Below are 22,678 nucleotides of genomic sequence, written 5' to 3'. Positions count from 1 at the left end.
TATATTTAGACGCCAGTCATCATTTTACTGACCTGCATCAAACCCTCACCAAAAGCATATACACCCCCGGAAATGATCTGATAGGCTTGGTTTTGTAACAGTGGTTCTACGTCCGCCCAGTATTTATTGTGAGCCTATGCACCATGAATGAGCAATTGTTGTATGCCATCAACCCTCACGCAACCATTGAGCGAATTACGCTGGGAGATCACACACTACTTTGCATCGATAATTTTTTGCAAAACCCGCAAGCCATGGTGGATTTTGCCAGTCGCTATCGTTTTGAGCCCTATCCTGGCCTGGCAGAAAAAAAAGGATATCCCGGTATCAGACTCAAAGCCCCGGAAGACTACTCTTATAATATTACGACGCACCTGGAGCCTATTTTAAAACAAGAACTCAATATTCCAGCCCAATTGGATATTCGTAAAAGCGTTTGTGTTTTTTCCCTGATTGCACTTGCCCCGGAAGTGCTAAGTCCACAACAAAGGACACCCCACTTTGATGCAAGCACTCCCAACCATATTGCAGTCCTGCTGTATCTCTGCGGGGAAGAACATGGTGGCACTGCCTTTTATCGCCACAATGCTACCGGACTACAACAAATTACCGCTGAAAATCGCGAACACTATCTCGACGTTTACTATGACGAAATCAATAAACTGCGTCCCAGGCAGGAGTATTTTGGTGAATCTTCCGAGTTTTTCACCAAGATTGGCATGATCAGTGCCCGCTTTAATCGCCTGGTGGCCTATCGCGGTTCATTACTGCATAGCCCTTATATCAATCCTGCCCTTAGTATCGATACCAACCCTCGCAGCGGCCGGCTGACAGTGAATACATTTTATGATTTTTAAATAGCCTTCTGTTTGTAAGCCTGAGAAAACCCATCCAACCAGGTTCTATGTCCGACCAGTTGCCTGGCAAGTTCATCACTATGGTGGCGAACGCCCAATAAAACCTCACGATAAACCTGCTCTTCATAAGCAGTCATAGACTTAGGTGATGTCGGATACTCCATGCCATATAGCACATAAAGATAGTTATCTACGTCAAACAAGTCGAACCGGCTAAAAAAATCGGCTTTTTTGGGAGAGTGCACTCGCCAGATGGCCAATCTCTCCGCTAACACCTCAGAAAGATTTCCACTGTGAGTGTTCGCAATCCAAAATTCTGTGTCACGCCGGTCGGAGATACAATAATGCAACTGGATAAAATCAATAACCCGCTCCCAAGTATAGGCCATAACCTTATTGCAATAACTCGTCACTGCCGGGAGTGCCGATAAATCACGCGGCAAATTACGTGCAAATAGTTCAGCGGCAAAATCAGTCACCAGAATTGATGTTGCTTCCAGCGGTTCAACAAAGCCACCCGCCAGCCCCAGGGCAACGACATTATTCACCCAGAACTTTTCGCGATACCCCATTTTCATGGTAATTTTGCGCGGCGCCATATTCTCTGGTAATTCACCCAAATAGGCTGCCAGGCCTGCGATAGCATCATTCTCAGACAGACATTGACTGGCGTAGACAAATCCCACTCCGCGCCGGGTAGTCAGGGGAATGTCCCAAATCCAACCTGCACCATGGGCACTCGCCTGGGTATAAGGTGGTATTGGCTGGTTATTCTTAATGGGAACCTGAATCGCCAAAGCCGTATCCGTCAATAAGCGATCGCTGATATCGACGAAAGGTACCTGATAGGTATTGCCAAGTAACAGCGCATGAAAACCTGAGCAGTCCACAAAAAAATCATAGGCAAGTGACTCCCCCTCTTTCGTCTGTAAAGCTTCAACATTTCCCTGTTCGTTCCGTGTAACCGCACAGATAGTGGCTTCTTTTCGTCGAACAGAAAAACGTTGCGTTGCATTTTTTGCCAGCAATTGGCCAAACTTATACGCATTAAAATGATAAGCATAATCGACTACCCCTTCAAAAGGCACAGACGAAATACGCTTAGGTGAAAAGCCTAACTCAGAAATATCCGGGGCATGAGAAACAGCACCAAAAGACAACGCTGCACGATATTTTAAGTAGTAAGGTGTTACATCATAACCGGCAGGAAAAGGAGATGAAAACGGGTGATAATAAACATGCGCCTTTCCCTGCCGGGATGGCTGCATCCAGTTTGCAAACCTGATGCCATTCTTAAGGGAGGTATCGCAAGCGGCAAGCATATCGGCTTCCGGTATACCAAACTTCTGCAAGGTTTTTTTGATATGGGGAACCGTCCCCTCACCCACGCCAACAATCCCTATTTCCGGCGATTCAATGACGGTAATCTCTATCCCAGGCTCAGCCTTTAACTCAACGGCCAAATGGTTAGCCGCTAACCAGCCTGCTGTCCCGCCCCCAACTATCGCTATACGCAAAGGTTTCATAAGCCCAATCCGGATTCATCTTTACTAAAACAAAAAAGCCCAGCAGTCGCCGGGCTTTTTTGTCAGTTCCAGAGAAATATTAGAACTTGAAGCTTACGCCCAACTTGTAGGTTGCTTCACCCATGAAAGACCAGGCTGGGTAACCGTCTTTGAGTGGTGCTTTTACCGTTGTTGAGTTATCAGCTGCCCCGTACTGGATATCATCCTCTTCCAAAACGTTGGTCGCTTCCAGAGAAAGGGTAACCATGTCATTGACATTCCAACCGAAGCTCAGATCCAAGGTACCGAAGTCGTCATGCATACGATTGCCGTACCAACCCGTTTCGCGAACCATGTACTTGGAACGCCAGTTGTATGCCGCACGCGCTGAGAACTCTTCATTTTCCCAATAACCAACCAGGTTGGCATTGTGGTTAGATGACAGGGTAAACACACCGATATTATCCTGATAACTCACAGCCGGCGCATTGCCATTGGCATAAGTGTAGTTCACCAACACACCGAAGCCGTTATCAAACGCATGATTCAGTTGCAGTTCGATACCGTCAATCTCACCACCACCGGCATTGATGTAACGGTTCACAGTCCAGCTATCCAGACCGCTGTCAGGGCTTACCACACCAATGCTTTGGTCAACTTCAGTTTCTGTAGTGATGAAGTTGGTAATGTCTTTGGTGAAGTATGTCAACGATATCAGGTTGCCATCGCCGTAGTAGTACTCAAGACCGACTTCAGCCTGGCTGGATTTCATTGGCTGCAGGCCAACATCACCCTTGGTATAGGTTTCGTTACCGGCAACAGTATCCTGGAAGCCAGTTTGCACTTCGAGGAACATGTTGTCGTAATTGGGGCGGGTAATGGCCTGTGAAGCGGACGCGCGCAATACCAGATCATCAGTCAAGTCAAATGCAACGTTTACACTGGGCAGGACATCATCGTAATCGGCTTTTTCCTTGACTTTTTGCTTGCCCCAACCAGCGTTCTGATCAACGTCACCCACAGACAGTGGAGTACCATCCAGTTTGTAGCCAATACCATAAACATCTGTCTGGATGTAGCGCAGGCCAAAGTTACCTCTTACGCCCTCACCTTCAAAGGTAAACATACCGTAGAATGAATTGTTTTGCTCATTCAGCAAACCATAACCACCACGCTCTTCAACCCAGCCGGAAATATTGGCACGGGTGTTCGCCATCATCGCACCAATGTCCGGTTTTGGTGATGACCAGCCCGGTGTGCCCATGTCGATAGTACCGCTATACAAGGATGACGTTTGTGCTGCCGTGGTAGTAGCCTTAAAGACTGAGCGATCTACACGCTTTTCAAACTCATGCTCGGTAGAGCGGATACCGGTTTTGAAAGAGTTAATCAAGCCAAGCTCAAGATCAACGGTCAGGTCGAACTGATAAAAAGTTTCTTCGTCAGAGTTTGGGCCTCTGGTTGTCGCCCATGAGCCGGCTGGACCTGCTGTTGTACCAAAATCTGCAACAGTGGTTGACTGATCAGAGGAGGGGCGAACTTTTATTTCTTTGCCAGTGGCATCAATACTACCGGTCCATTTTGGCAACAGGCCAGCATAGTAGGAATAGTTGGTGGTCATATCAGTACCACCTTCTGCTTCTGTCTTACCAACCACACCTGACAACTTAAAGTTCTCGCCGGTATAAGTTGCATTCAACTCATAGGTATCTGATGTCATCTTACCTACACGAGCCCAGGTTTGAATAAAGGCATCGGTAGCATCAGCAGCACCAATATTGCTCTTTAGGCAGATACCATTAGCGTTAGTCACGGAACAAGTACTTGCGGGAGCATTACCGGCAAAAATGTAATGGCTGGTATTGGAGTTGTCGCCAACCAATTCCATACTGAGTACGTGCAAGCCTACTTCCAGATTGTCAGATGGCCTTGCCTGAATATTTACATCAAACGCTTTACGCTCACGTTCTTGTACAAACGTAGTAGGCGCAACATCACCAGACCAACGGGTATCAGCTTCAATACCACGACGGATGTAATCGCCTTCACTTACTGCCGCAGCCACCAGGACACCAAAAGTCTCTGCATCGTTTTTCCAGCTGTAAAGACCGGACAGTTCAGGAGCAAAATCGTCACTGACAGTACCGATACTACCTTTTACACTGCCAAATACCGTATTGGCATCCAGATCCAAAGGTTTACGGGTTTTCACGATAACCGTACCGCCAATACCACCTTCGGTAATGTCAGCCTGGGACGTTTTATATACTTCCATGCCACCAATCAATTCTGCTGGCAGCAATGAATAGTTGAACGAGCGGTCAATTGCCTGCTGATCGTACCAGCCGGTGGATGCAACGGATTGACCATTCAACGTTGTGTAGGTCATTTGCGGGTCAGAACCGCGAATAGAGACAGAAGCTCCCTGACCAAATGCACGACCAACTGTCACACCGGGAATACGTCCCAAGGCCTGGCCAACATCAGAGTCGGGTAATTTACCCACATCTTCAGCAGAGACGGCATCAACCACGGCAGTGGAGTTACGTTTGATATCTACCGCGTTCTTCAACGCACTGCGAATACCAGTAACAACGACCTCTTCCATAGCTCCATCTTGAGCGTGGACTGAGGTTGCAACCCCCATCATGGCGATAGCAGCAGCAGAGCCCAACATCAGTGCACTCTTGTTTGCCAGCTTAATCGCATCACTTAACTTGTTACGCATGGTTATTCTCCCGTGATTTGCAATTTTGTGTGTATTGGATGAACTAACTCGGCAACTTTGCAGTCGATAAGACAACGTTGTCGATGATTCAACACTACTCCCGACGGACAACGTTGTCAACAGAATGGGCAGCGCTGTGTTTTGTGTGACTTTTAGCAAAAATGCTTATAAATCAATTAGATGAGTATTTTTAGTAAAAACGATCAGAAATTTTTTTTTGAAAAAAGTGAAACTTTTTTTACAAATCGGAACACTTGCTACCAAAAGCAACAAAAAAGCCAGCAGTCGCTGGCTTTTTAAGATAGGTCTTAGCAAAAAAGTAACGCACCACAGATGATCACTGTGACAATAACCTTGCACGCAATTGACGCAAACTGGCTTTCACACTGCGCGCATTTTCGGGGCCCATACGCACCATCAATTTGTGGGTTTGAGGCATTTTTTCCAGCACAGGATCCGCATACTGATAAAACACTTTGGGCTGGATCAACAATACTTCACCCTGCACATCGGGAGCCGCCAACACATTATCAATTGCGGCAATCAGCACTGAGTGAAAATTGCTTTTCTTGAGCCCCAATTCTTTAAAGGCCTCTTCAAGCAGTGGATAAAAACGGCGGTAAATGGCCGCAACCGTATCCATATCCAGTAATGCCAAATTATTTACATAGGTTTCATAACGCGCGTAATTAGCCAGGGCAATGCGCTGTTGTTCCACCGCACTTCCCTCCACAGTCACCGTGAAGGTTTCAGGAATAAAAGGTGGCGGAGGCGAAACCAGCGGACGATATTCATTAACGACCTTGCCTTCCGCTACGCCATTAACAGCTAATACAAATTTGCGAATCACCTCTTGCGGCACAATTAACGCCAACAGGCTATCGCCGCGCAAACCGCGCAACGCATCCAGCACCGGGGTGTCACTTTCATTTAATAACGGTAGCGGTTCTACTTCTTCAATAGGCTGGGGCGCTTCATAGACAACTTCAGGTTGGGGTGTTACGGCGGGCTGCTCCACCGGTGCCTGGGGAGTCGGTGTTACCGGTGAGGTGGTTACCGGTTGTGTTACCGGGTCTTTGCTGTCGCTAATAAAAAAGTAGATAGCACCTATAACAATCAGCGCAATCACCACCGCCACCAGGGTGGTCGATGACGATTTCGGGCGGGACTCTTGATGATCGTGCATAGCAAATCCTTAGGGGTTGATAGTGGATACCCGGGCTTTTTACGCCGGGTAGCAGGAAAAGTCTCAACGATTATGGCTGAACTTGAGACAAGGCAACAACCGTTGCTGTTCCCCATCGAGCCATAGCAGCACAAATACGATTAACAGTCCCCCCCAATTCCCTGGCAATCAATCTCGCTAACACCACACCTTGTAAATTGCGGCCAACAGGTAAATACAGTATTCTTCCTAATAATCACTCTCATTTAGATGCGGATTTTCTTCATGAATACGGCTGTTAATACTATTGCCCCTGGCCTGCGGCTGGATCAATGCCCCAAAGGCGCCAAGGTTCGGGTGATAGATATAAAACCACAACCCTTGTTTGGCGCCCAGGATGAGCGCGTTAGCCTGCGCCTGAAGGAACTAGGCTTTCTGCCGGGCGCGCCCCTCAAAATTATTGGTTTTGGCCTGCTGGGTGCTGACCCCCTGGCAGTGCAGGTCAATGGTACCAAGTTCGCACTACGCCGCGCCGAAGCGGCCAAAATCTATGTGGAACTGTTAACCACGACTCCCTGATTCCTTCACCTGTTGACTGCTCCTCCGGCCTGCCTAAGGTACTGATCCATGACCCCAGCTATTCGCTTTGCCTTGATTGGCAACCCCAATTGCGGCAAAACATCGCTTTTTAACCGCCTGACTGGCGCACGCGCCAAGGTCGCCAACTATCCCGGTGTTACCGTCGAGCGCCGCTCCGGTCGGGTTACTGGCCTGGACCACCCGGCTGAATTGCTCGACCTGCCGGGCACCTACAGCTTGTTTGTAACATCTCCCGACGAGCAGGTAGCGCGCGACGTCATCCTCGGCCAGCTGGAAGGTGAGCGCCGCCCGGATTTATTGGTCGCTGTCGTCGATGCCTGTAACCTGCGCCTCGGTTTACGCCTGGTTATGGAACTGCGCAGCCTGAATCGTCCGCTGCTGCTGGCACTCAACCAAATGGATGAAGCCAAACGACGCGGTATCAGTATTGATGTCACCGGACTGAGTAGCGCCATAGGTATCCCTATCGTCGAAACTGTGGCAGTCAATGCCCAGGGCGTACAGCCATTGCGCCAGGCATTGGAAAGTTATACCAGGGCGCCAGGAGAGGATGACGACACACAGGTACTGAGCCTGAGTGATCGCCAGGAATCCATCGAAGCCTTGTATAGCGAAATAGAAAGCCTGATGCGCCAGTATGTCATCCAGCCTGCAGAGGCTCCGCAATGGCAGGATCGGCTGGATGCGTTAGTGATGCACCCGGTTCTCGGGGTCTTGTTCCTGTTTAGTATCCTGTTAGTGATTTTCCAGGCTGTATTTGCCTGGGCCAGTCCCCTGGTCGATGTAATCGATGGCGCCTTTTCCTCCCTCGGCGAATGGGTCGCCGGAACCCTGCCGGAAGGCATACTGCAAGACTTTATTGCTAATGGGCTGATTGCTGGTGTGGGTGGTGTACTGGTGTTCCTGCCGCAAATCCTGATCCTGTTTTTCTTTATTCTCCTGCTGGAGGATAGTGGTTACCTGACCCGCGCTGCCTTCCTGCTGGATCGTATCATGCGTGGGCTGGGACTTTCCGGCCGCTCATTTATCCCACTGCTATCAAGCTTTGCCTGTGCAGTGCCAGGCATTATGGCAACGCGTACTATTTCGGATCCGCGCGAGCGCTTTGTTACCATCATGGTAGCACCGTTGATGACCTGCTCTGCGCGCCTGCCGGTCTATGCCTTGATCATCGCCGCTTTTATTCCGCAGCAAACGGTGTGGGGAATTTTTAACCTGCAAGGCCTGACATTATTTTTCCTGTACCTGGCAGGAATCGTCAGTGCAGCACTGGTAGCCTGGATCATGCGCCGCCAGCAGGCGCGAGAAGAATTCCCCCTGCTGCTGGAACTGCCCAGCTACCGCTGGCCAATGGCCTATCACCTGTTAATGGGGCTGCGCGAGCGCGCCTGGATATTCATCCGCCGCGTCGGCACCATCATATTGTCACTGTCGATCATCCTCTGGTTCCTGGCCAGTTTTCCGGGAGCACCGGAAGATGCAACCCTTCCCGCTATTGACTACAGTTTTGCTGGCCAACTCGGTCATTTTATGCAACCCCTGTTTGCACCGCTGGGTTTCAACTGGCAAATGTGTATCGCCCTGATTCCGGCCATGGGCGCACGCGAGGTTGCGGTCAGTGCCCTGGCGACCGTTTATGCGGTGGGCGAAGACTCTATTGAGACGGCCCTGGGGGCTACGCTGGCGGCGAGCTGGTCACTGCCTGTTGCCTTTGCTTATTTGGCCTGGTTTGTTTATGCCCCCCAATGCATATCGACCATTGCTGTGGTTAAACGCGAAACCAACTCGCTGAAATCTACTATCATTTTTACGGTCTATCTGTTCGCACTGGCCTACTTTGCCGGCTGGGCCACGTTCCAGGTCGCCAGTGCCATTTTGAACTGATGAGGGTTTATGTATGTGGCAGGAAATTATCGTCGGTGTTTGCCTGATCGCAGCGATTATTTTCCTGCTGCGCCGCTGGCTGTTTAGCGGGAAACCATCCGCCTGTGGCGGCTGTAACAGTTGCGATTTGCCAAAGGCAAAAGGCAATTGCTCAACCCCAAAACCATAAATCCTGACGCCCGCTTATGGTTTAGCTGGCTTGGGCCAGGGCCGACCTGGCGCAAGCCAGTCCTTCAAGGGTTTGACCTGTAGCCCGGGTGGAGCAAGCGGGTTGTGCAGATAAATGGGGTGATGTTGTCCTGATTGCAAAAACCGGAGCGCGTGCACGACCCGCTCATGGGAATAGAAAAACCGCTGGAATTCCCCACTGGCCTGCATGACCTCCCATCCGCGCTCCAGGCGTTGCGCCAGGGTGTGGTTGTGTTTGTTCACAAAAAAATAGATGGCTGCCGGGTAACTAATGATTAAACGCGGTTCAACGATCAAGTCATATTGATCCAGCAGGGTTTGCTCGGAAACAATTTCCATTACCCCTCGGGGGAAATAATCGAAGCGCTTTGCAGCCAGCATCTTGTATAACTGCTCCTTGCCGTTACCTTCAATGACGGGCAAATCGTTAGCGCGGAAGATATCCAGATCCGGCCATTGCACCCCTTGCCCGGCAGTCAGTTCACGCAGTTGCTCAAGGGTATTAATTCGCGCAAACTTTTCACGATCCACACGACGAATGACCAGTACACGCTGGCCTATCAATCCCTCAAATAAAGGCTTTCTGATCGGCCGCAACATCTGCTCGCGCTGCTGGGTCGTCATAGTCCAGAGCACACCATTGTTGTGTGGCGATTCCCGACTCAATTCAGTGACCCAACGCAACTGGGCAAATTGATAATCGGCAAAGCGATATTGGATAGTTTCATGGGGCGCCTTGCTCGCTTCCAGCACTCGCTTGAGCAGGTCGATGTAATAACCTTCCTGACGTTCCTGGTTTACTGCCTTGACGTCAATGGTCAGCACGGATTCTTCCGCTCGCAGGGGCAGTACCAGACAAAGTGACAGTAGTAGCCACCCTCTGCTCCAGCGAGCTTTACAATCTGTCCGGCGATGGAATGAGGATTGGGATGAACGCATAGCCATAGCATAGCTCAGCTGGAACAAAAGCGACTCGATGTTTTTTACCCATCGGAAGTGTTAGCCTAACCACTCCCATCACTCCATGGATTAACCTGCCAACTATGAATAAAAAACTGGAAACCCGTACTTTTTTGTTGTTTTTGCTAGCGGTCTCCATCGCCTTTATTCTGGTACTCAGGCCCTTTTTCGGAACCATCTTCTGGGCTTGTGCTATCACCATTATTTTTTATCCATTGCACTTACGCCTGGTTGAACTGACCAGGGGCAGAACCAATACCAGTGCATTGCTAACCCTCGTTGCCTGCATCCTGATTGTGGTACTACCAGCCATCTTTCTGATCAGTTCGGTTGTCCGGGAGGGCGCTGTCTTTTATGGCAAGCTGCAGTCCGGGGAAATTAACCCGGCACAATATATCGAACAGTTGCGCACGGCATTCCCGGCGGTACAACAGGCGCTGGAACACCTTGAGATTGATATCGATAACCTCAAGAAAAATGCCCTGGACCTGGGCATGAGCAGCGGCAAGTTGATTGCGCAACACCTACTCAATGCCGGGCAGAATACCTTTATCCTGTTACTCAATATCTGCCTGATGTTGTACTTGACATTTTTCCTGTTGCGCGATGGCCCCCAGTTGCTGGAGTTGCTGATTCGCGCCCTCCCCCTGGGTGATGCGCGCGAGCGCCTGTTATTTGCCAAATTCGGGGAGGTAACCCGCGCCACCATCAAGGGAAACCTGGTGATTGCGGTGATCCAGGGCAGCCTGGGTGGATTGATTTTCTGGGTACTGGGTATTCCCGGTGCACTGCTATGGGGGGTAGTGATGGCGATATTGTCACTGATTCCCGCTGTCGGTCCGGCGCTGATCTGGCTCCCTGTCGCTATTTACCTGTTCGCAACCGGCGACTTCACCAAAGGCGCAATATTGGTAGCTTTTGGCGGTGGTGTCATAGGCCTGATCGACAACATCCTGCGCCCTATCCTGGTGGGCCGGGACACCAAGTTGCCGGACTATATTGTCCTGCTCTCGACACTCGGCGGTCTGGGGCTATTCGGTGTTAACGGTTTTATTATCGGCCCATTGGTAGCGGCTTTGTTTATGGCGTTTTGGGGCATTTTTATCCGCGAGATCCATATCCTTGCCCCTGATGGTGATGAAGGGATAGCACAGGCGCACGCGCAAACCGAGCCAGTCGATATTCCCGGCGAGCCCCTGGCACATGCCCCCGACAACCGGGATCAGCCACCGGAGAATCGCACCTGATCCTGTCCGGTGTATCTGGTAGACTGCCCGGCCTTTTGATCAAGACTGAGTGAGTATGTTATGTCCCGGGATTTTTCCAGTATCGAAGGCCGTGTGAGTTACGGCGTGGGCCGCCAGATGGGCCAGCAACTGATTGATAACCCTTTTGATGGCATCAACGCTGAAGCTGTTGCCCAGGGCCTGCTCGATGCCCTGAACGATGTTGCCAATCCCTTTAGCAATGAGCAAATGCAGGAAGCCTTTGGCGAAATCAACCGCCGTATGCAGGCGAAAGAGGCAGAGCAACACAAAAGCCTGGCCGCCGAGGGTGAGACTTTCCTGGCTGAAAACGCCAAACGTGATGGTGTGGTTGTCACCGCTTCCGGCCTGCAGTATGAGGTGATTACCCAGGGCTCAGGCGCTGTTCCAACCAACACCTCGCGCGTTAAAACCCACTACCACGGCACCCTGATCGATGGCTCTGTGTTCGACAGCTCCGTCCAACGTGGCCAGCCTATCGACTTCCCGGTCAACGGTGTCATCGCCGGTTGGACCGAAGCCCTGCAACTTATGCCGGTCGGCTCCAAATGGCGCCTGTACATCCCCTATCAATTAGCTTATGGCGAGCGCGGTGCCGGTGCCTCTATCAAACCCTTCTCGGCGCTGATTTTTGACGTCGAGTTGATTGATATTGTTGGGTAAGTGAACCACCCACCGCCCTCACCAGCTTGGGCTTCAGCCTGATGGCTGAGACTGTCGGAGACAGGATGCCAACGTCGAGTTCCAAGGGATGGGTTTACAGCGTGTCTCAGCGGTTAGGCAGAGGTCCAAGTCACATCCTTGCAACCTTCTTTCCCGCTTTGCGTTTTTATCGGACTTTCCATGTGGTTTAAAAATTTACGCCTCTACCGCCTCACCGATGACTGGACACTCAGTCCGGAAGAGCTCAACGACAAACTCGCCCCATTCTGCTTTAACCCCTGTGGCAGCCTCGACCCGCTGCGCTATGGTTTTGAACCGCCACTGGGGCGCGAAGGTACGCAGTACGTACACGCCAGCAATGGCTACATGATGATCTGTGCCAAAAAGCAGGAAAAAATCCTGCCCAGCGGTGTGATCAAAGAGCAGTTGGAAGAAAAAGTCGCCGCTATTCGCGAAGCCGAATCACGCCCGGTGGGACGCAAGGAACGCGATGGACTGAAGGACGAAATTATCTTCTCGCTATTGCCGCGTGCCTTTACTAAATCCTCGCTGGATTACGCCTATATCGCGCTACAGGAAAAACTGATTGTCGTGAATTCCAGCTCCGCCAAACGCGCAGAAGACCTGCTCAGCAAACTGCGCGAAGCCCTGGGCAGTTTGCGCTGCATGCCGATATCCCCCAAACACCTGCCAACCCAGGTCATGACCCAGTGGCTGCGCGATAGCGAAGCACCGCATCAATTTGCCCTGGGGGAAGAGGTCGAATTGCAGGCGACTAAAGATGGACGCGTGGTGCGCTGTAAAAAACTCGATTTAACCGCGAGTGAAATTCGCAGCCATTTGGACAGTGGGATGCACGTCAGCAAGATTGCACTCTGCTGGAAAGAGTCGATCCATTGCATCCTGGATGATCAATTAGGAGTCAAGCGCTTGAAGTTTGAGGATGTGGTCAGCGAAAAAGCCAATGATCGCAATCCCGAAACCAAGGCGGAACAATTTGATGCCGACTTTGCCATCATGACCCTGGAATTGAAAAACTTTATTACCGCCCTGCTCGCCGCGTTTGGTGGCGAGGCAGAGCCGGAATAACACTAGGCGGCGGCATTATCCTGGATAATGGTCCGCCGCGCCTCCTCCAAGGTAAGGTAAAAACGCAACGCCCCCTTGATCGGTTTGATATCCGCATGCGCCAGGGTATTCAAAGGTTGGGGCGGGATATCCGTGAGTATCAGTTCCGTCTGGTTATGGCGGCATTTATCTATGAGCTTGTTCAATGCCGCCAAGCCACCTGCATCCAGCAGTGAAACTTCCTTGAGCGACAGCACGATATGTTGTCGCTCAGTACACAGGGTCGATAACTCGCCAAACACGCGATCTGCCGCAGCAAAAAACAAGGGGCCGGTGATTTTAAACACGCGCCAGTGCTCCGGCAGGGCGTCTGTCGCCTGGGTCGTTATATCTTCGGCGTGGGTCATAGCCGCGATTTCCTTCATGAACAGCAAGGCAGCCAACACTATCCCAACAGTGATCGCAATCACCATATCGAACAACACGGTTAATCCCAGGCAGGCGACAAATACCCAAATGTCGCCGCGCGGTGCCGTCCTTAACAAATGAACCGCCTTGTGGGCTTCACTCATGCCCCAGGCCACCATCACCAATAGCGCGGCCATGGCAGCCATAGGGATATATGCCAGCAGCGGTGCCAGGGATACCAATCCCAGTAACACCACCAGCGCGTGCACCATACCGGCAACCGGCGACTCAGCCCCGGCACGCACATTGGCTGCCGAACGCGCCAAGGCCGCCGTTGCCGTAATACCGCCAAAGAAAGGCGTTACCATATTGGCAATCCCCTGCCCCAAAAGCTCGCTGTTGGCACTGTGGCGCTTGCCTGTCATGCCATCCAGCACCACAGCACACAGCAGTGATTCAATGGCTCCCAACATGGCAATCGCAAAAGCCGCCGCCAGCAAATCCTGAAAGAGCTGCCAGGACCAGCGCAACGGCAGGCCATCGGCACCCGCTTGTAACCAGGGCCATTCAAATTCCGGCAGTTGGGAAGGAATACCTGCGCCATGGGAACCATCGGGAAGCAGGTAGGAAAAGCGCGATCCGATAGTATCCACACCATAACCCGCCTGGGCCAGTAACAAGGCAACCAGGGTACCCAGCAGGAGTGCCGGCAAATGCGGCGGGACAGGCCATTTCAAATGCGGCCAGGCCAACATCACCATCAGGGTGCTTACCGCCACCGCCACACTGGGCCAATGCCAGTGCGATAGATGGGAAAATAACAGCCACAGCTTATCGATATAGTGCTCAGGCATCTCACCCATATCGAGCCCGAGCATATCCTTGATCTGCAAGGTGGCAATCACTATGGCAATGCCGCCGGTAAATCCCAGGGTTACGGCTTCGGGAATGTATTCAATCAAACGCCCCAGGCGCAGCAGCGCCATGATCACCAGGATGCCCCCCGCCATTACGCTGGCAACCAATAGCCCACCCAGACCGTATTTCTGTGCAACCGGATAGAGGATGACCACGAAGGCCGCTGTCGGACCGGAAATACTAAAACGCGAGCCACCCAACAACGGAATCAGGAAACCGGCAATGATGGCGGTATAAAGGCCGTACTGAGGCGGTACGCCACTGGCAACAGCAAGCGCCATCGCCAGTGGAATAGCAATGACCCCAACCGTCAAACCCGCGAGCAGGTCACGGGTCAGGCGTTTTCGGTTATAGGGTTCGCGCACACAGGCCTCACGTACAGCATGACCGGGGCGCAGGGAAAACAGATGAGCGCGATGAGGCATAGGCATTCTCCGCCGGGTAATAGCTACACCTTAGGTCAAGGTGCGTAAATTCGCCGCAAAAGGCGGGGATAATCGATAAAACATGGGGCTATAATGCGCGCCGATTGCAATGACGAGACTGAGAGAGACCCATGGCATACAGGACCCTTATCCGCGCTCACCAAAGGCTTGTACATTTGGCGGTTGTAACCCTGCTTGGCAGCCTGTGCATAGCCTGCACCCCCAAAGTCGAAGAACCGCTCAAAATCCAGGGATTTACCCAGGGTACTACCTACAACATCAGCCTGTACCTGCCGGAAACCAGCAGCGTGTCCCAGGCACAACTGGAGGAAGCAATCAGCAAGGAACTGGCCCACATCGACCAGGTATTTTCCAACTATCGCGATGATTCGGTCATCGAGCAATTCAACAACCTGCAGGCTACCGATATTGTCAACACCGACGCAGAACTGGTGGACCTGGTCAAACGCGCCAGGGATATCTATATCGCCAGCCATGGTTGCTACGACATCACCAGCAAGCCCCTGTTTGAGCTTTGGGGCTTTAAAAAAGATGTCTTCAACAAACCGTCTGACGAGGAAATTGCCGCAGCCCTCACCATTGTCGGCATGGACAAGCTGGATATCCCCAGCGATACCCAACTGCGTAAACAAGTGCCGGAATTGCGCATAGACTCCAACTCTATCGCCCAGGGCTATAGCGTTGAGCGGGTCGTCAAGTTACTGGAAAACGATTTCGGCATAGTAAGCTATTTGGTTGAAATCGGCGGTGAATTGCAGGTTCGCGGCAAAAAGGCAGATGGCAGCGCCTGGCGAATTGGCCTGGATAAGCCACTACCGGGCGAACGCAAGTTGCAAAAGATCGTCAGCTTTGATGCGGGAGAACCCATGTCGCTGATCACCTCGGGTACCTATCGCCATTACTTCGATAGCGAAGGCAAACGCTACAGCCACATTCTCGATGCACGTGTTGGCAAGCCCGTAGAACACAACACCGTCTCCGTTGCCGTCATTCACCCCAACCCCACACTGGCCGATGGCTGGAGCACTGCCCTGCAATGCCTGGGCAGCGGCGAAGGTATGGAAGTCGCTAAAGCCAATCACCTGGCGGTATTATTCATCGACCAGCACGGCGATGAATTGCGCGAGATCAAAAGCCCTGCATTGGAAGCCCTCCAGGGAATCACACTCAACAATCCCTGATGTCTGTTTAGGTTTAGATAGAGGAAGTATCCAGCAATACCTGGAGCTGGTTGCTGAGATACTTCTCATCGACCCACTCCCCCAAATGCGTATTCACAAACTCGATAAAATGGCGCGCTGCCACAGGCAGGCGCCGATGGCTATGGCGCACCAAATACCAGTGTCCCTGTAGCGGAAAGCCTTTTACCGGCAGCTGCGCCACACTATCCCCCATCTGCGTCAGGGTATGTTCCGATAACACCGCCAAACCCAACCCGGTCTCCACACTCAAGCGGATGGCTTCATTGCTTTCGATTTGCAGGGTCTTATGTAACTGGAGGTTCTGTTCACGCAACCAGTTTTCAAACAGCATGCGCGTAGCGCTGCCGGGTTCCCGCATCAGGAAGCGCTCATCCAACAACTCTGCAAACGACACCTCACTACGCTGTGTTGCCCAGTGGTGACGCGGCGCAATCACTACCAGTGGATTGCGCAGTAAACGGCCACTGATTACATGATCGCCGGTCGGCGGATAACTAAATAAATACAAATCGTCCAGCTGATTGTGGAAACGCTGCAATACACTGCCGCGGTTGCCGATGTTGAGTGTCACATCCACACCCGGGTACTGCTGGGCATAGGGACTGAGCAGGCGAGGCAATACGTATTTGGCCGTGGTCACTATCCCCAAGCTGAAATGTCCGCGCGTCCCCAGGGTCGCATCGCTGAGAAAACTGTTGAAATCTTCGAAACGGCTGAGGGCATCCTGGGCGGCATTGAAAAGCTCGCGCCCCACAAAGGTGGGCTGATACCCCCCTTCACGCAACTCCAGCAACCCCTCTCCCACAGCCTCACTCAGGCGCTTGATCTGCTGGGATACCGTGGGTTGGGTAAGGTGTAACTGGGCAGCCGCCTGGGAAATGGAGCCACTGCGAACGACAGCAATATAAACCTGTAACAGGCGAAAGGTCAGGTGGCGAATGTTCACAACAGCTCCCGGTATAAAATATAGATAATTATCAATGTATATAAGCATAAACATTAATTATCTTCTATTCAAAATTATCGCCATCATGGCCCTGTATTCACCAGGAGCCGAAACCATGCCCGATATCGTTATTATGTTTTTCCTGTTAGGGGTTGTAGCCGGTGTGGCCAAATCGGACCTAAAAGTCCCCAAGGCGGCCTATGACACCCTGAGTATCTTGTTAATGCTGACCCTCGGCCTGAAAGGAGGCCTGGCCCTGCACGGCCAGGTAACCTGGCAGCTCTTGCCAGAGGTCATGAGCGTCATCGCCCTGGGTATTGCCATTCCCTTGCTGCTTTACCCGCTATTGCGCAAATTGGTGCAATTGAGTGCTGCCAACAGCGCCAGCATTGCTGCCCACTATGGCTCGGCCAGTGCCGGTACTTTTGCGGTAGCCCTGGCATTTGCCGAAGCCAAGCAGCTCAGCCTTGCCCCACAAACCACCCTGTACCTGGTGCTACTGGAACTGCCTGCCATAGTCGTCGCTATCCTGCTCTATAAAAGAGCTACAGGTGCCAGCGGCAGCATGAAGGGGATTTGGCATGAAGCCCTGACCAGTCGAGGGGTAGTGTTATTGGCAGGCGGTGTGATTATTGGCTATCTCTACGGACCTGGCGCCAGCAAGGAGATTGCGCCTTTATTTCTGGGGGCGTTCAAGGCCCTGCTCGCCCTGTTTTTGCTGGAAATGGGGGTATGCGCCTCACAACACCTCAATCCCTTCCCCTGGCGGCATTGGAAGCTGGTTAGCTTTGCCCTGATCGCCCCCTTTGCACTGGCTGTAGTGGGAACCCTTGTGGGTCTTGCCTTGGGATTACCGCAGGGAAGTATTTTGATACTGGCAACACTCACAGCCAGTGCATCCTATATTGCAGCACCGGCGGCCATTGAGGCGGCCATTAAAGAAGCCGATACAGGCCTGGCAATCTTTGCTGCGCTCGGCGTCACCTTTCCACTCAATGTGTTATTGGGCATCCCGGTTTACTATCAGTTGCTCAATCTTTTTATATCGCAGTGAAAGCATTTATCTGCGCAGCCGGCACCAGGGGAATTATTGAGCCATCCTTGACCTGGTCCCTGGCATGCGTGTTCAACAACACCAAGAGACATCCCAACGATCAAAGAGAACCTTCGGCATAGGTTCACCTTGTGGTAAGATGCGCCCCTTTTTTTCCGACAGACACCAACAGGCATAGGTTATGGCTAGAAAAGTTGCTGTGATTATGGGTTCCAAGAGCGATTGGGCCACCATGCAGGCCGCCGTCGAGATACTGGAGCAAATGGGCGTGGAGCACCATGCTGAGGTGGTCTCTGCACACCGTACACCGCAAAAACTCGTCGATTTTGCCGAATCTGCCGTAGATCAGGGCTATGCTGTGATTATTGCCGGTGCCGGCGGCGCCGCGCACTTGCCCGGCATGGTGGCTGCGCATACCCGCCTCCCGGTATTGGGTGTTCCCGTACAAAGCAAGGCTTTGAATGGTGTGGACAGCCTTTATTCCATCGTCCAAATGCCTAAAGGCGTTGCCGTTGGCACTCTTGCCATTGGGGTAGCTGGCGCCTTTAACGCCGGTTTGCTGGCCTGCCAGATACTGGCGCTAACCGATCCTGCACTGTCTTCCAGGATTGAGCAATTTCGCCAGGCGCAAACCCGGGCGGTATTGGACAATCCCGATCCACGCGATCAGTAATCCGTTTTCACCAGCGAGGCGAGTGCATGAGTCAACGAGTTTGGGTCCTGGGTGCCGGGCAATTGGGCGCAATGCTGCAACACGCGGGCATGCCTTTGGCGCTGGATGTGCGCCCGGTAGATATTAACGAGAGCCACGCCCCAAGCCTGTCCGACGCTGACCTGGTTACTGCCGAACGCGAGCAATGGCCCGAAACACTGGTCACCCATACCCTCGCCCAGCATTCACGCTTTATCAATAAAGCTGTCTTCGGTCGCCTGGCCGATCGCAAAACCCAAAAAGAACTGATTGATTCCCTCGGTATAGCCACTGCCCCCTGGCGCAATGTCGCCAATGACATCACCGCCAATGAACTGCGCGACCAATTGGGCGAGCGCGTGCTGCTGAAACGCCGCACCGGTGGCTATGATGGTCGCGGCCAGCATTGGCTGCGCACCGATGATGACCAGGTGCCCGATGACTGGCAGGGTGAAGCCATTGCGGAACAAGCCATCAACTTTGAGGAAGAAGTCTCTCTCGTTGGCGTGCGCAACGCCGCAGGAGATTGTGTTTTCTATCCCCTGACACTCAACCTTCACCTCAACGGCATCCTTTATGCATCAGTAGCGCCACTGGCACGCCTGCAACCACTACAGGCACAGGCTGAAGCCATGCTGGGCAACATCCTTGCCGCACTCGACTATGTTGGTGTGATGGCCATGGAAACCTTCCGCGTGGGCGACCAGTTGTTGATTAACGAGCTGGCTCCCCGCGTACACAACTCCGGTCACTGGACCCAGGCCGGTGCCAGTATCAGCCAATTTGAATACCACCTGCGCGCCATTAGTGGCATGGCGACACCCGCGCCACAGATCATCGGCCAAAACGTTATGATCAACCTGATTGGCACCACCTATAACCCCGCATGGCGCGACCTTCCCTGCGCACGCACCTACTGGTACGGTAAAGAAGTTCGGCCAGGGCGCAAAGTGGGCCATATCAATATCCTGGGTACGGATGTCACACAAGTACGTGAAACCCTGGTACTTTTAGGCGACTTGCTGCCAGCGGCCCTTTATACTGATGCGATTGACTGGAGCCTCAAGGCTCTCAAGGATTAGGCAACACAATATCGATTCCCACAACCCGAGGATGTTTTTGTGGATTATCAACTTGTAATCACTCCCCAGGATGGCTATTTACATGTGCAGGTCGAGGGTATTGGCAACTATGAAAATGCCGTGGCAATGTGGAAACAGGTTATCGAGGCCTGCAATACCCACGGCATCTACAATATCCTGGGCGAGCAATACCTGACACGAACCCTGTCAACCAGTGAAGCGTTTGATTATCCAAGGTTATTTAAAGAGGTAGGGATTACCCATAAATACCGCATCGCCTGGGTAGACAATAATCCCCGCACACGCGACATCACCGAATTCATTCGCGATGTTTTGACCAGCCGTTTTATTGGCAAGGGCAAGTTGTTTAAGAATGTCGATGACGCCAAGGCTTGGCTATTAAAAAAATAGGGGCGGTAACCTTGCCGCTCCTGCCGGGTGAGTTGCTCAACCCATCACAAGATCCAGACTTCCACACGACGGTTAATATGGCGCCCGGCTTCAGTATCACTACTCGCCAAGGGAGCCTCGTCCCCCATCCCCTTAGCGACCAGGGGATAAATCCCCCGTTTAATCAAATGATCTTCCACCACCTTGGCGCGCCGCAGGGATAACGCCAGGTTTTCGTGTTTATCACCTTCACTGTCGGAAAACCCAAACAGCTGCAGTCGCTTGGGTGCGTTGACTTCAACATATTTCACCAGGCGCTCCAGGTCTGACAGGGATTTGCTATCCAGTTGGTCACTGCCGTCCTTAAAACGAAAATTAATGGAAAGCCGCTGGGAGCGAAGGGTCAGGTCGCGCATTTCCGGTGGATAAAAATTATTGGCGAACGGTTGTCCCGCTTTAATGTTTTGCGAAATAAAACCTATATCCTCGACGATGCCCTGGCCGCGTTCACTATTGCTGAATTTGGCAAACTCCTCTGCTTCTGCATGAAGGTTATGTTGCGGCAAATAAAAATACAGGCGGCGCGCCAAGGGGTAGTCCTCTGTACTGATCGTAAAATGAGTCGGCATAATCGCTGTGGAACCCTCGGCAGACGAAATCGACAGCAACTTGGCACGACGCACATAAGGCAAACCGATAAAACCTATCCCCCCTTCATCCTTGGCTACTGAATCTGACAGTTGTGTACTGGATTCAAAGCGCTGTGCAGTGGGAGAAAGGCTCGCCTGTGCCGGGTCCAGCACCAGGCTTTTAAATGAGTCCCAGGTTCCCGAAGCTTCATCGCGCGCATAGAGTTGAATGGGCAGGTTTTTTCCGCCCAGCTGGGACCAATTATTAACCTTACCGGAAAAAATATTTACCAACTGGGGCAGGGATAAATTGGAAATGGGATTCGCCGGGTGCGTCACAATTGCCAGACCATCAAGGCCAACAATTTGCTCACTGCCCTGCTCCGTCAAATCACCCAACTTCTCCATGAGCAATTCGCGCTCCTGGAGTTTGATACGGCGGGAAGACATGCCCATATCGGCTTTACCACTCATCAAATCCGTGAAGGCTGTGCTGGAGCCGTGGGCATGTATCTCTACATACTCAACACGACCATTTATATGGGCACTGATCATTTTTTCCGTGGCAGTGGCACCCTGCTCTGTTGCAATATTGGTTGCTCCTTTAGCCATCAGCCAGGACTCGACCAAACGCGGGGCCAGTTTTTCACCCAGGGTGTTGGAGCCATGAATACGGAACAAAGGGCCTTGTGCTCGTTCACCGGCAACAAAGGTCGAAGCAGGCTTATTAGTATGTGTATTAGCGGTCGCCTGTACCTGGCTGCCGGCAACCGCCTGCCCTATAAATACCTGGCCCGCATCCAGGGGTAAAAATGCCCGGAATAAATAACCGCAAAGGAACAGCAACAATCCCGAGGTTACCAACCCCCAATAATGTAAGCGGATACCTTTACGGGATTTCTTTTTTGGCTTGAATGATTTTCCTTCATGGCTTGCCGAGACAATAGCATCCTCCATTTGGCGGATATCCCATACCAATTGGGTTAATTCACTATTCTCTGTTGATAACGCCTTTTCCAGCAGCTCCGCGCGATACTCTTCATCCTTCAATACCATATTGAGTGGTATATGCATTTTCAGATGGGCTTCACATAAACGTTTCAAATTCCATAATTTATCGACTAAGGCCACATTGTAGTGAATCTGCTTATGGGATTTGGGGGACATAAGAGCGCTCGCTTGATACTGGAGTGCGGGCACTATAGGCAGCTTGTGTGACAGCGGAATTACAGCAAAACCAGTAAGAAAAAAGCCCCGGGTGGGGCTTTTCGTTCAAGGCTCCGGAGAGTGGAGGTCAGCGAATATGATTACTCATCATCATAAGTTGCTGGGAGGATGTCACCGCAGTCACTATCAATCCACTTGCCTTCCATGGTGATATTCGTACTGTATTGTTGGCCGTTAAACACCTGGGATGATGAACCCTTGCCGGTATAATGTGTCGGCGAATGGAACACAATCTCGGTTTCTGTCGTCGATGAATTTTCACCCGTACACACCTGGGTGGACTTAAAGCGGTTTTTAGCAATTTGTGTCAAGGTCGATTGGCATTCATCCCCCACATCTGCCACCTCACCACGATCAATTTCTTCCTGGGTAATACATTGCTTGGCAAGCATGCCGTTTTTATTGATATTCACCTGGCCATTAGCCAGTGAAACACTGTCCTCATTCACGTGTATACCCGATGCGGCCATAGCCTCTTCCATCATCTTGCGCTGTTCCGCTGGCATATTGGCCATTTGTCGCTTCATTTCTTCCATGGCTTGTTGCATCTGGCTGCTATGCATAGCTTCCATTTGCTTCACTCCCTCACCATCCATAGTGATGGTGTTTTCCCAAAGGCCAGGTTTCATATCGACCTTAACCTGGGCCTGGGCACTACAGGCAATGGACAAGCAGACAACAGCAAGGAGATGGCGTTTCATGGTTAACATCCTTCCGGAAAGGTAATAGGTGGAGAGCTTTATACGTATTGCCAATGAATACTAGCTTAATGTTGCAGAGGGTGTTGTGAACACTTGCCCC

General features: G+C 51.8%; 19 protein-coding genes. 11 read left to right on the top strand and 8 right to left on the bottom strand.

Going from position 1 to position 22,678, the window contains the following annotated elements; translation table 11 throughout:
* The first annotated feature begins 143 nt into the window (after window positions 1-143).
* Window positions 144-857 carry a DUF6445 family protein gene (locus CJA_RS05685; protein ID WP_083766831.1) on the top strand — a complete coding sequence of 238 codons (714 nt, stop codon included), beginning with the start codon at window positions 144-146 and terminating at the stop codon, window positions 855-857.
* Here CJA_RS05685 and CJA_RS05680 read toward each other — a convergent pair.
* The 3 genes from CJA_RS05680 to CJA_RS05670 form a co-directional block, all read right to left on the bottom strand.
* Window positions 854-2,383, bottom strand: a complete 1,530-nt coding sequence (locus tag CJA_RS05680) for a tryptophan halogenase family protein (RefSeq protein WP_012486806.1) — start codon at window positions 2,381-2,383, stop codon at window positions 854-856. The genes CJA_RS05685 and CJA_RS05680 overlap by 4 nt on opposite strands.
* A 79-nt stretch (window positions 2,384-2,462) precedes the next feature.
* On the bottom strand, window positions 2,463-5,090 hold the full coding sequence (locus CJA_RS05675; RefSeq protein WP_012486805.1) for a TonB-dependent receptor: 2,628 nt from the start codon (window positions 5,088-5,090) through the stop codon (window positions 2,463-2,465).
* 337 nt (window positions 5,091-5,427) lie between these two features.
* Window positions 5,428-6,276, bottom strand: coding sequence for a DUF3014 domain-containing protein (locus CJA_RS05670; RefSeq protein WP_012486804.1), 849 nt, complete (start codon window positions 6,274-6,276; stop codon window positions 5,428-5,430).
* A gap of 264 nt (window positions 6,277-6,540) precedes the next feature.
* On the opposite strand from CJA_RS05670, the gene CJA_RS05665 reads away from it, so the two are divergent.
* Window positions 6,541-6,834 (top strand): FeoA family protein, encoded by a 294-nt coding sequence (locus CJA_RS05665; RefSeq protein WP_049765404.1) that lies wholly within the window; start codon window positions 6,541-6,543, stop codon window positions 6,832-6,834.
* Between the two features lie 48 nt (window positions 6,835-6,882).
* Window positions 6,883-8,739 (top strand): ferrous iron transporter B, encoded by a 1,857-nt coding sequence (gene feoB, locus CJA_RS05660; RefSeq protein WP_012486802.1) that lies wholly within the window; start codon window positions 6,883-6,885, stop codon window positions 8,737-8,739.
* Between the two features lie 183 nt (window positions 8,740-8,922).
* Here feoB and CJA_RS05655 read toward each other — a convergent pair whose 3' ends face one another.
* Entirely contained in the window at window positions 8,923-9,753 is an 831-nt protein-coding gene (locus CJA_RS05655) for a type 2 periplasmic-binding domain-containing protein (RefSeq protein WP_148208808.1), read from the bottom strand.
* 218 nt (window positions 9,754-9,971) lie between these two features.
* Here CJA_RS05655 and CJA_RS05650 point away from each other — a divergent pair, with 218 nt between their 5' ends.
* The 3 genes from CJA_RS05650 (at window position 9,972) to rdgC (ending at window position 12,905) form a co-directional block, all read left to right on the top strand.
* Window positions 9,972-11,135: an AI-2E family transporter gene (locus tag CJA_RS05650; protein ID WP_012486800.1), complete on the top strand. Its 1,164-nt coding sequence runs from the start codon at window positions 9,972-9,974 to the stop codon at window positions 11,133-11,135.
* A gap of 60 nt (window positions 11,136-11,195) precedes the next feature.
* On the top strand, window positions 11,196-11,816 hold the full coding sequence (locus tag CJA_RS05645) for a BamJ family beta-barrel-assembly machinery protein (RefSeq protein ID WP_012486799.1): 621 nt from the start codon (window positions 11,196-11,198) through the stop codon (window positions 11,814-11,816).
* Between the two features lie 180 nt (window positions 11,817-11,996).
* Window positions 11,997-12,905 (top strand): recombination-associated protein RdgC, encoded by a 909-nt coding sequence (gene rdgC, locus CJA_RS05640; RefSeq protein ID WP_041551160.1) that lies wholly within the window; start codon window positions 11,997-11,999, stop codon window positions 12,903-12,905.
* A gap of 2 nt (window positions 12,906-12,907) precedes the next feature.
* On the opposite strand, the gene dauA is transcribed toward rdgC, so the two are convergent.
* Window positions 12,908-14,635, bottom strand: coding sequence for a C4-dicarboxylic acid transporter DauA (dauA, locus tag CJA_RS05635; protein ID WP_012486797.1), 1,728 nt, complete (start codon window positions 14,633-14,635; stop codon window positions 12,908-12,910).
* 176 nt (window positions 14,636-14,811) lie between these two features.
* Between dauA and CJA_RS05630 the strand changes: the two genes are divergently transcribed.
* Window positions 14,812-15,837 (top strand): FAD:protein FMN transferase, encoded by a 1,026-nt coding sequence (locus CJA_RS05630; protein WP_238526829.1) that lies wholly within the window; start codon window positions 14,812-14,814, stop codon window positions 15,835-15,837.
* Between the two features lie 13 nt (window positions 15,838-15,850).
* On the opposite strand, the gene CJA_RS05625 is transcribed toward CJA_RS05630, so the two are convergent.
* Window positions 15,851-16,804, bottom strand: a complete 954-nt coding sequence (locus CJA_RS05625; RefSeq protein ID WP_041552027.1) for a LysR family transcriptional regulator — start codon at window positions 16,802-16,804, stop codon at window positions 15,851-15,853.
* A 115-nt stretch (window positions 16,805-16,919) separates the two neighbouring features.
* Between CJA_RS05625 and CJA_RS05620 the strand changes: the two genes are divergently transcribed.
* From CJA_RS05620 to CJA_RS05605, 4 genes are all read left to right on the top strand, one after another.
* A complete protein-coding gene (locus CJA_RS05620) occupies window positions 16,920-17,858 on the top strand; it encodes a sodium-dependent bicarbonate transport family permease (RefSeq protein ID WP_012486794.1) in 939 nt (312 codons plus the stop codon).
* Window positions 17,859-18,039: 181 nt separating this feature from the next.
* A complete protein-coding gene (purE, locus tag CJA_RS05615) occupies window positions 18,040-18,531 on the top strand; it encodes a 5-(carboxyamino)imidazole ribonucleotide mutase (protein ID WP_012486793.1) in 492 nt (163 codons plus the stop codon).
* 26 nt (window positions 18,532-18,557) lie between these two features.
* Window positions 18,558-19,631 carry a 5-(carboxyamino)imidazole ribonucleotide synthase gene (gene purK, locus CJA_RS05610; RefSeq protein WP_012486792.1) on the top strand — a complete coding sequence of 358 codons (1,074 nt, stop codon included), beginning with the start codon at window positions 18,558-18,560 and terminating at the stop codon, window positions 19,629-19,631.
* 39 nt (window positions 19,632-19,670) lie between these two features.
* A complete protein-coding gene (locus CJA_RS05605) occupies window positions 19,671-20,042 on the top strand; it encodes a hypothetical protein (protein WP_012486791.1) in 372 nt (123 codons plus the stop codon).
* A gap of 44 nt (window positions 20,043-20,086) precedes the next feature.
* On the opposite strand, the gene CJA_RS05600 is transcribed toward CJA_RS05605, so the two are convergent.
* Both CJA_RS05600 and CJA_RS05595 read right to left on the bottom strand, forming a co-directional pair.
* Complete coding sequence (locus CJA_RS05600; RefSeq protein ID WP_012486790.1) at window positions 20,087-21,817, bottom strand: phosphate ABC transporter substrate-binding/OmpA family protein; 1,731 nt, start codon at window positions 21,815-21,817, stop codon at window positions 20,087-20,089.
* A 140-nt stretch (window positions 21,818-21,957) separates the two neighbouring features.
* Entirely contained in the window at window positions 21,958-22,578 is a 621-nt protein-coding gene (locus CJA_RS05595; protein ID WP_083766830.1) for a DUF3617 domain-containing protein, read from the bottom strand.
* Between the last annotated feature and the right edge of the window lie 100 nt (window positions 22,579-22,678).

It is taken from the genome of Cellvibrio japonicus Ueda107 (assembly GCF_000019225.1).
In the GTDB taxonomy this organism is placed as follows: Bacteria; Pseudomonadota; Gammaproteobacteria; order Pseudomonadales; family Cellvibrionaceae; genus Cellvibrio; species Cellvibrio japonicus.
This window is presented reverse-complemented; position numbering and strand designations above follow the sequence as displayed.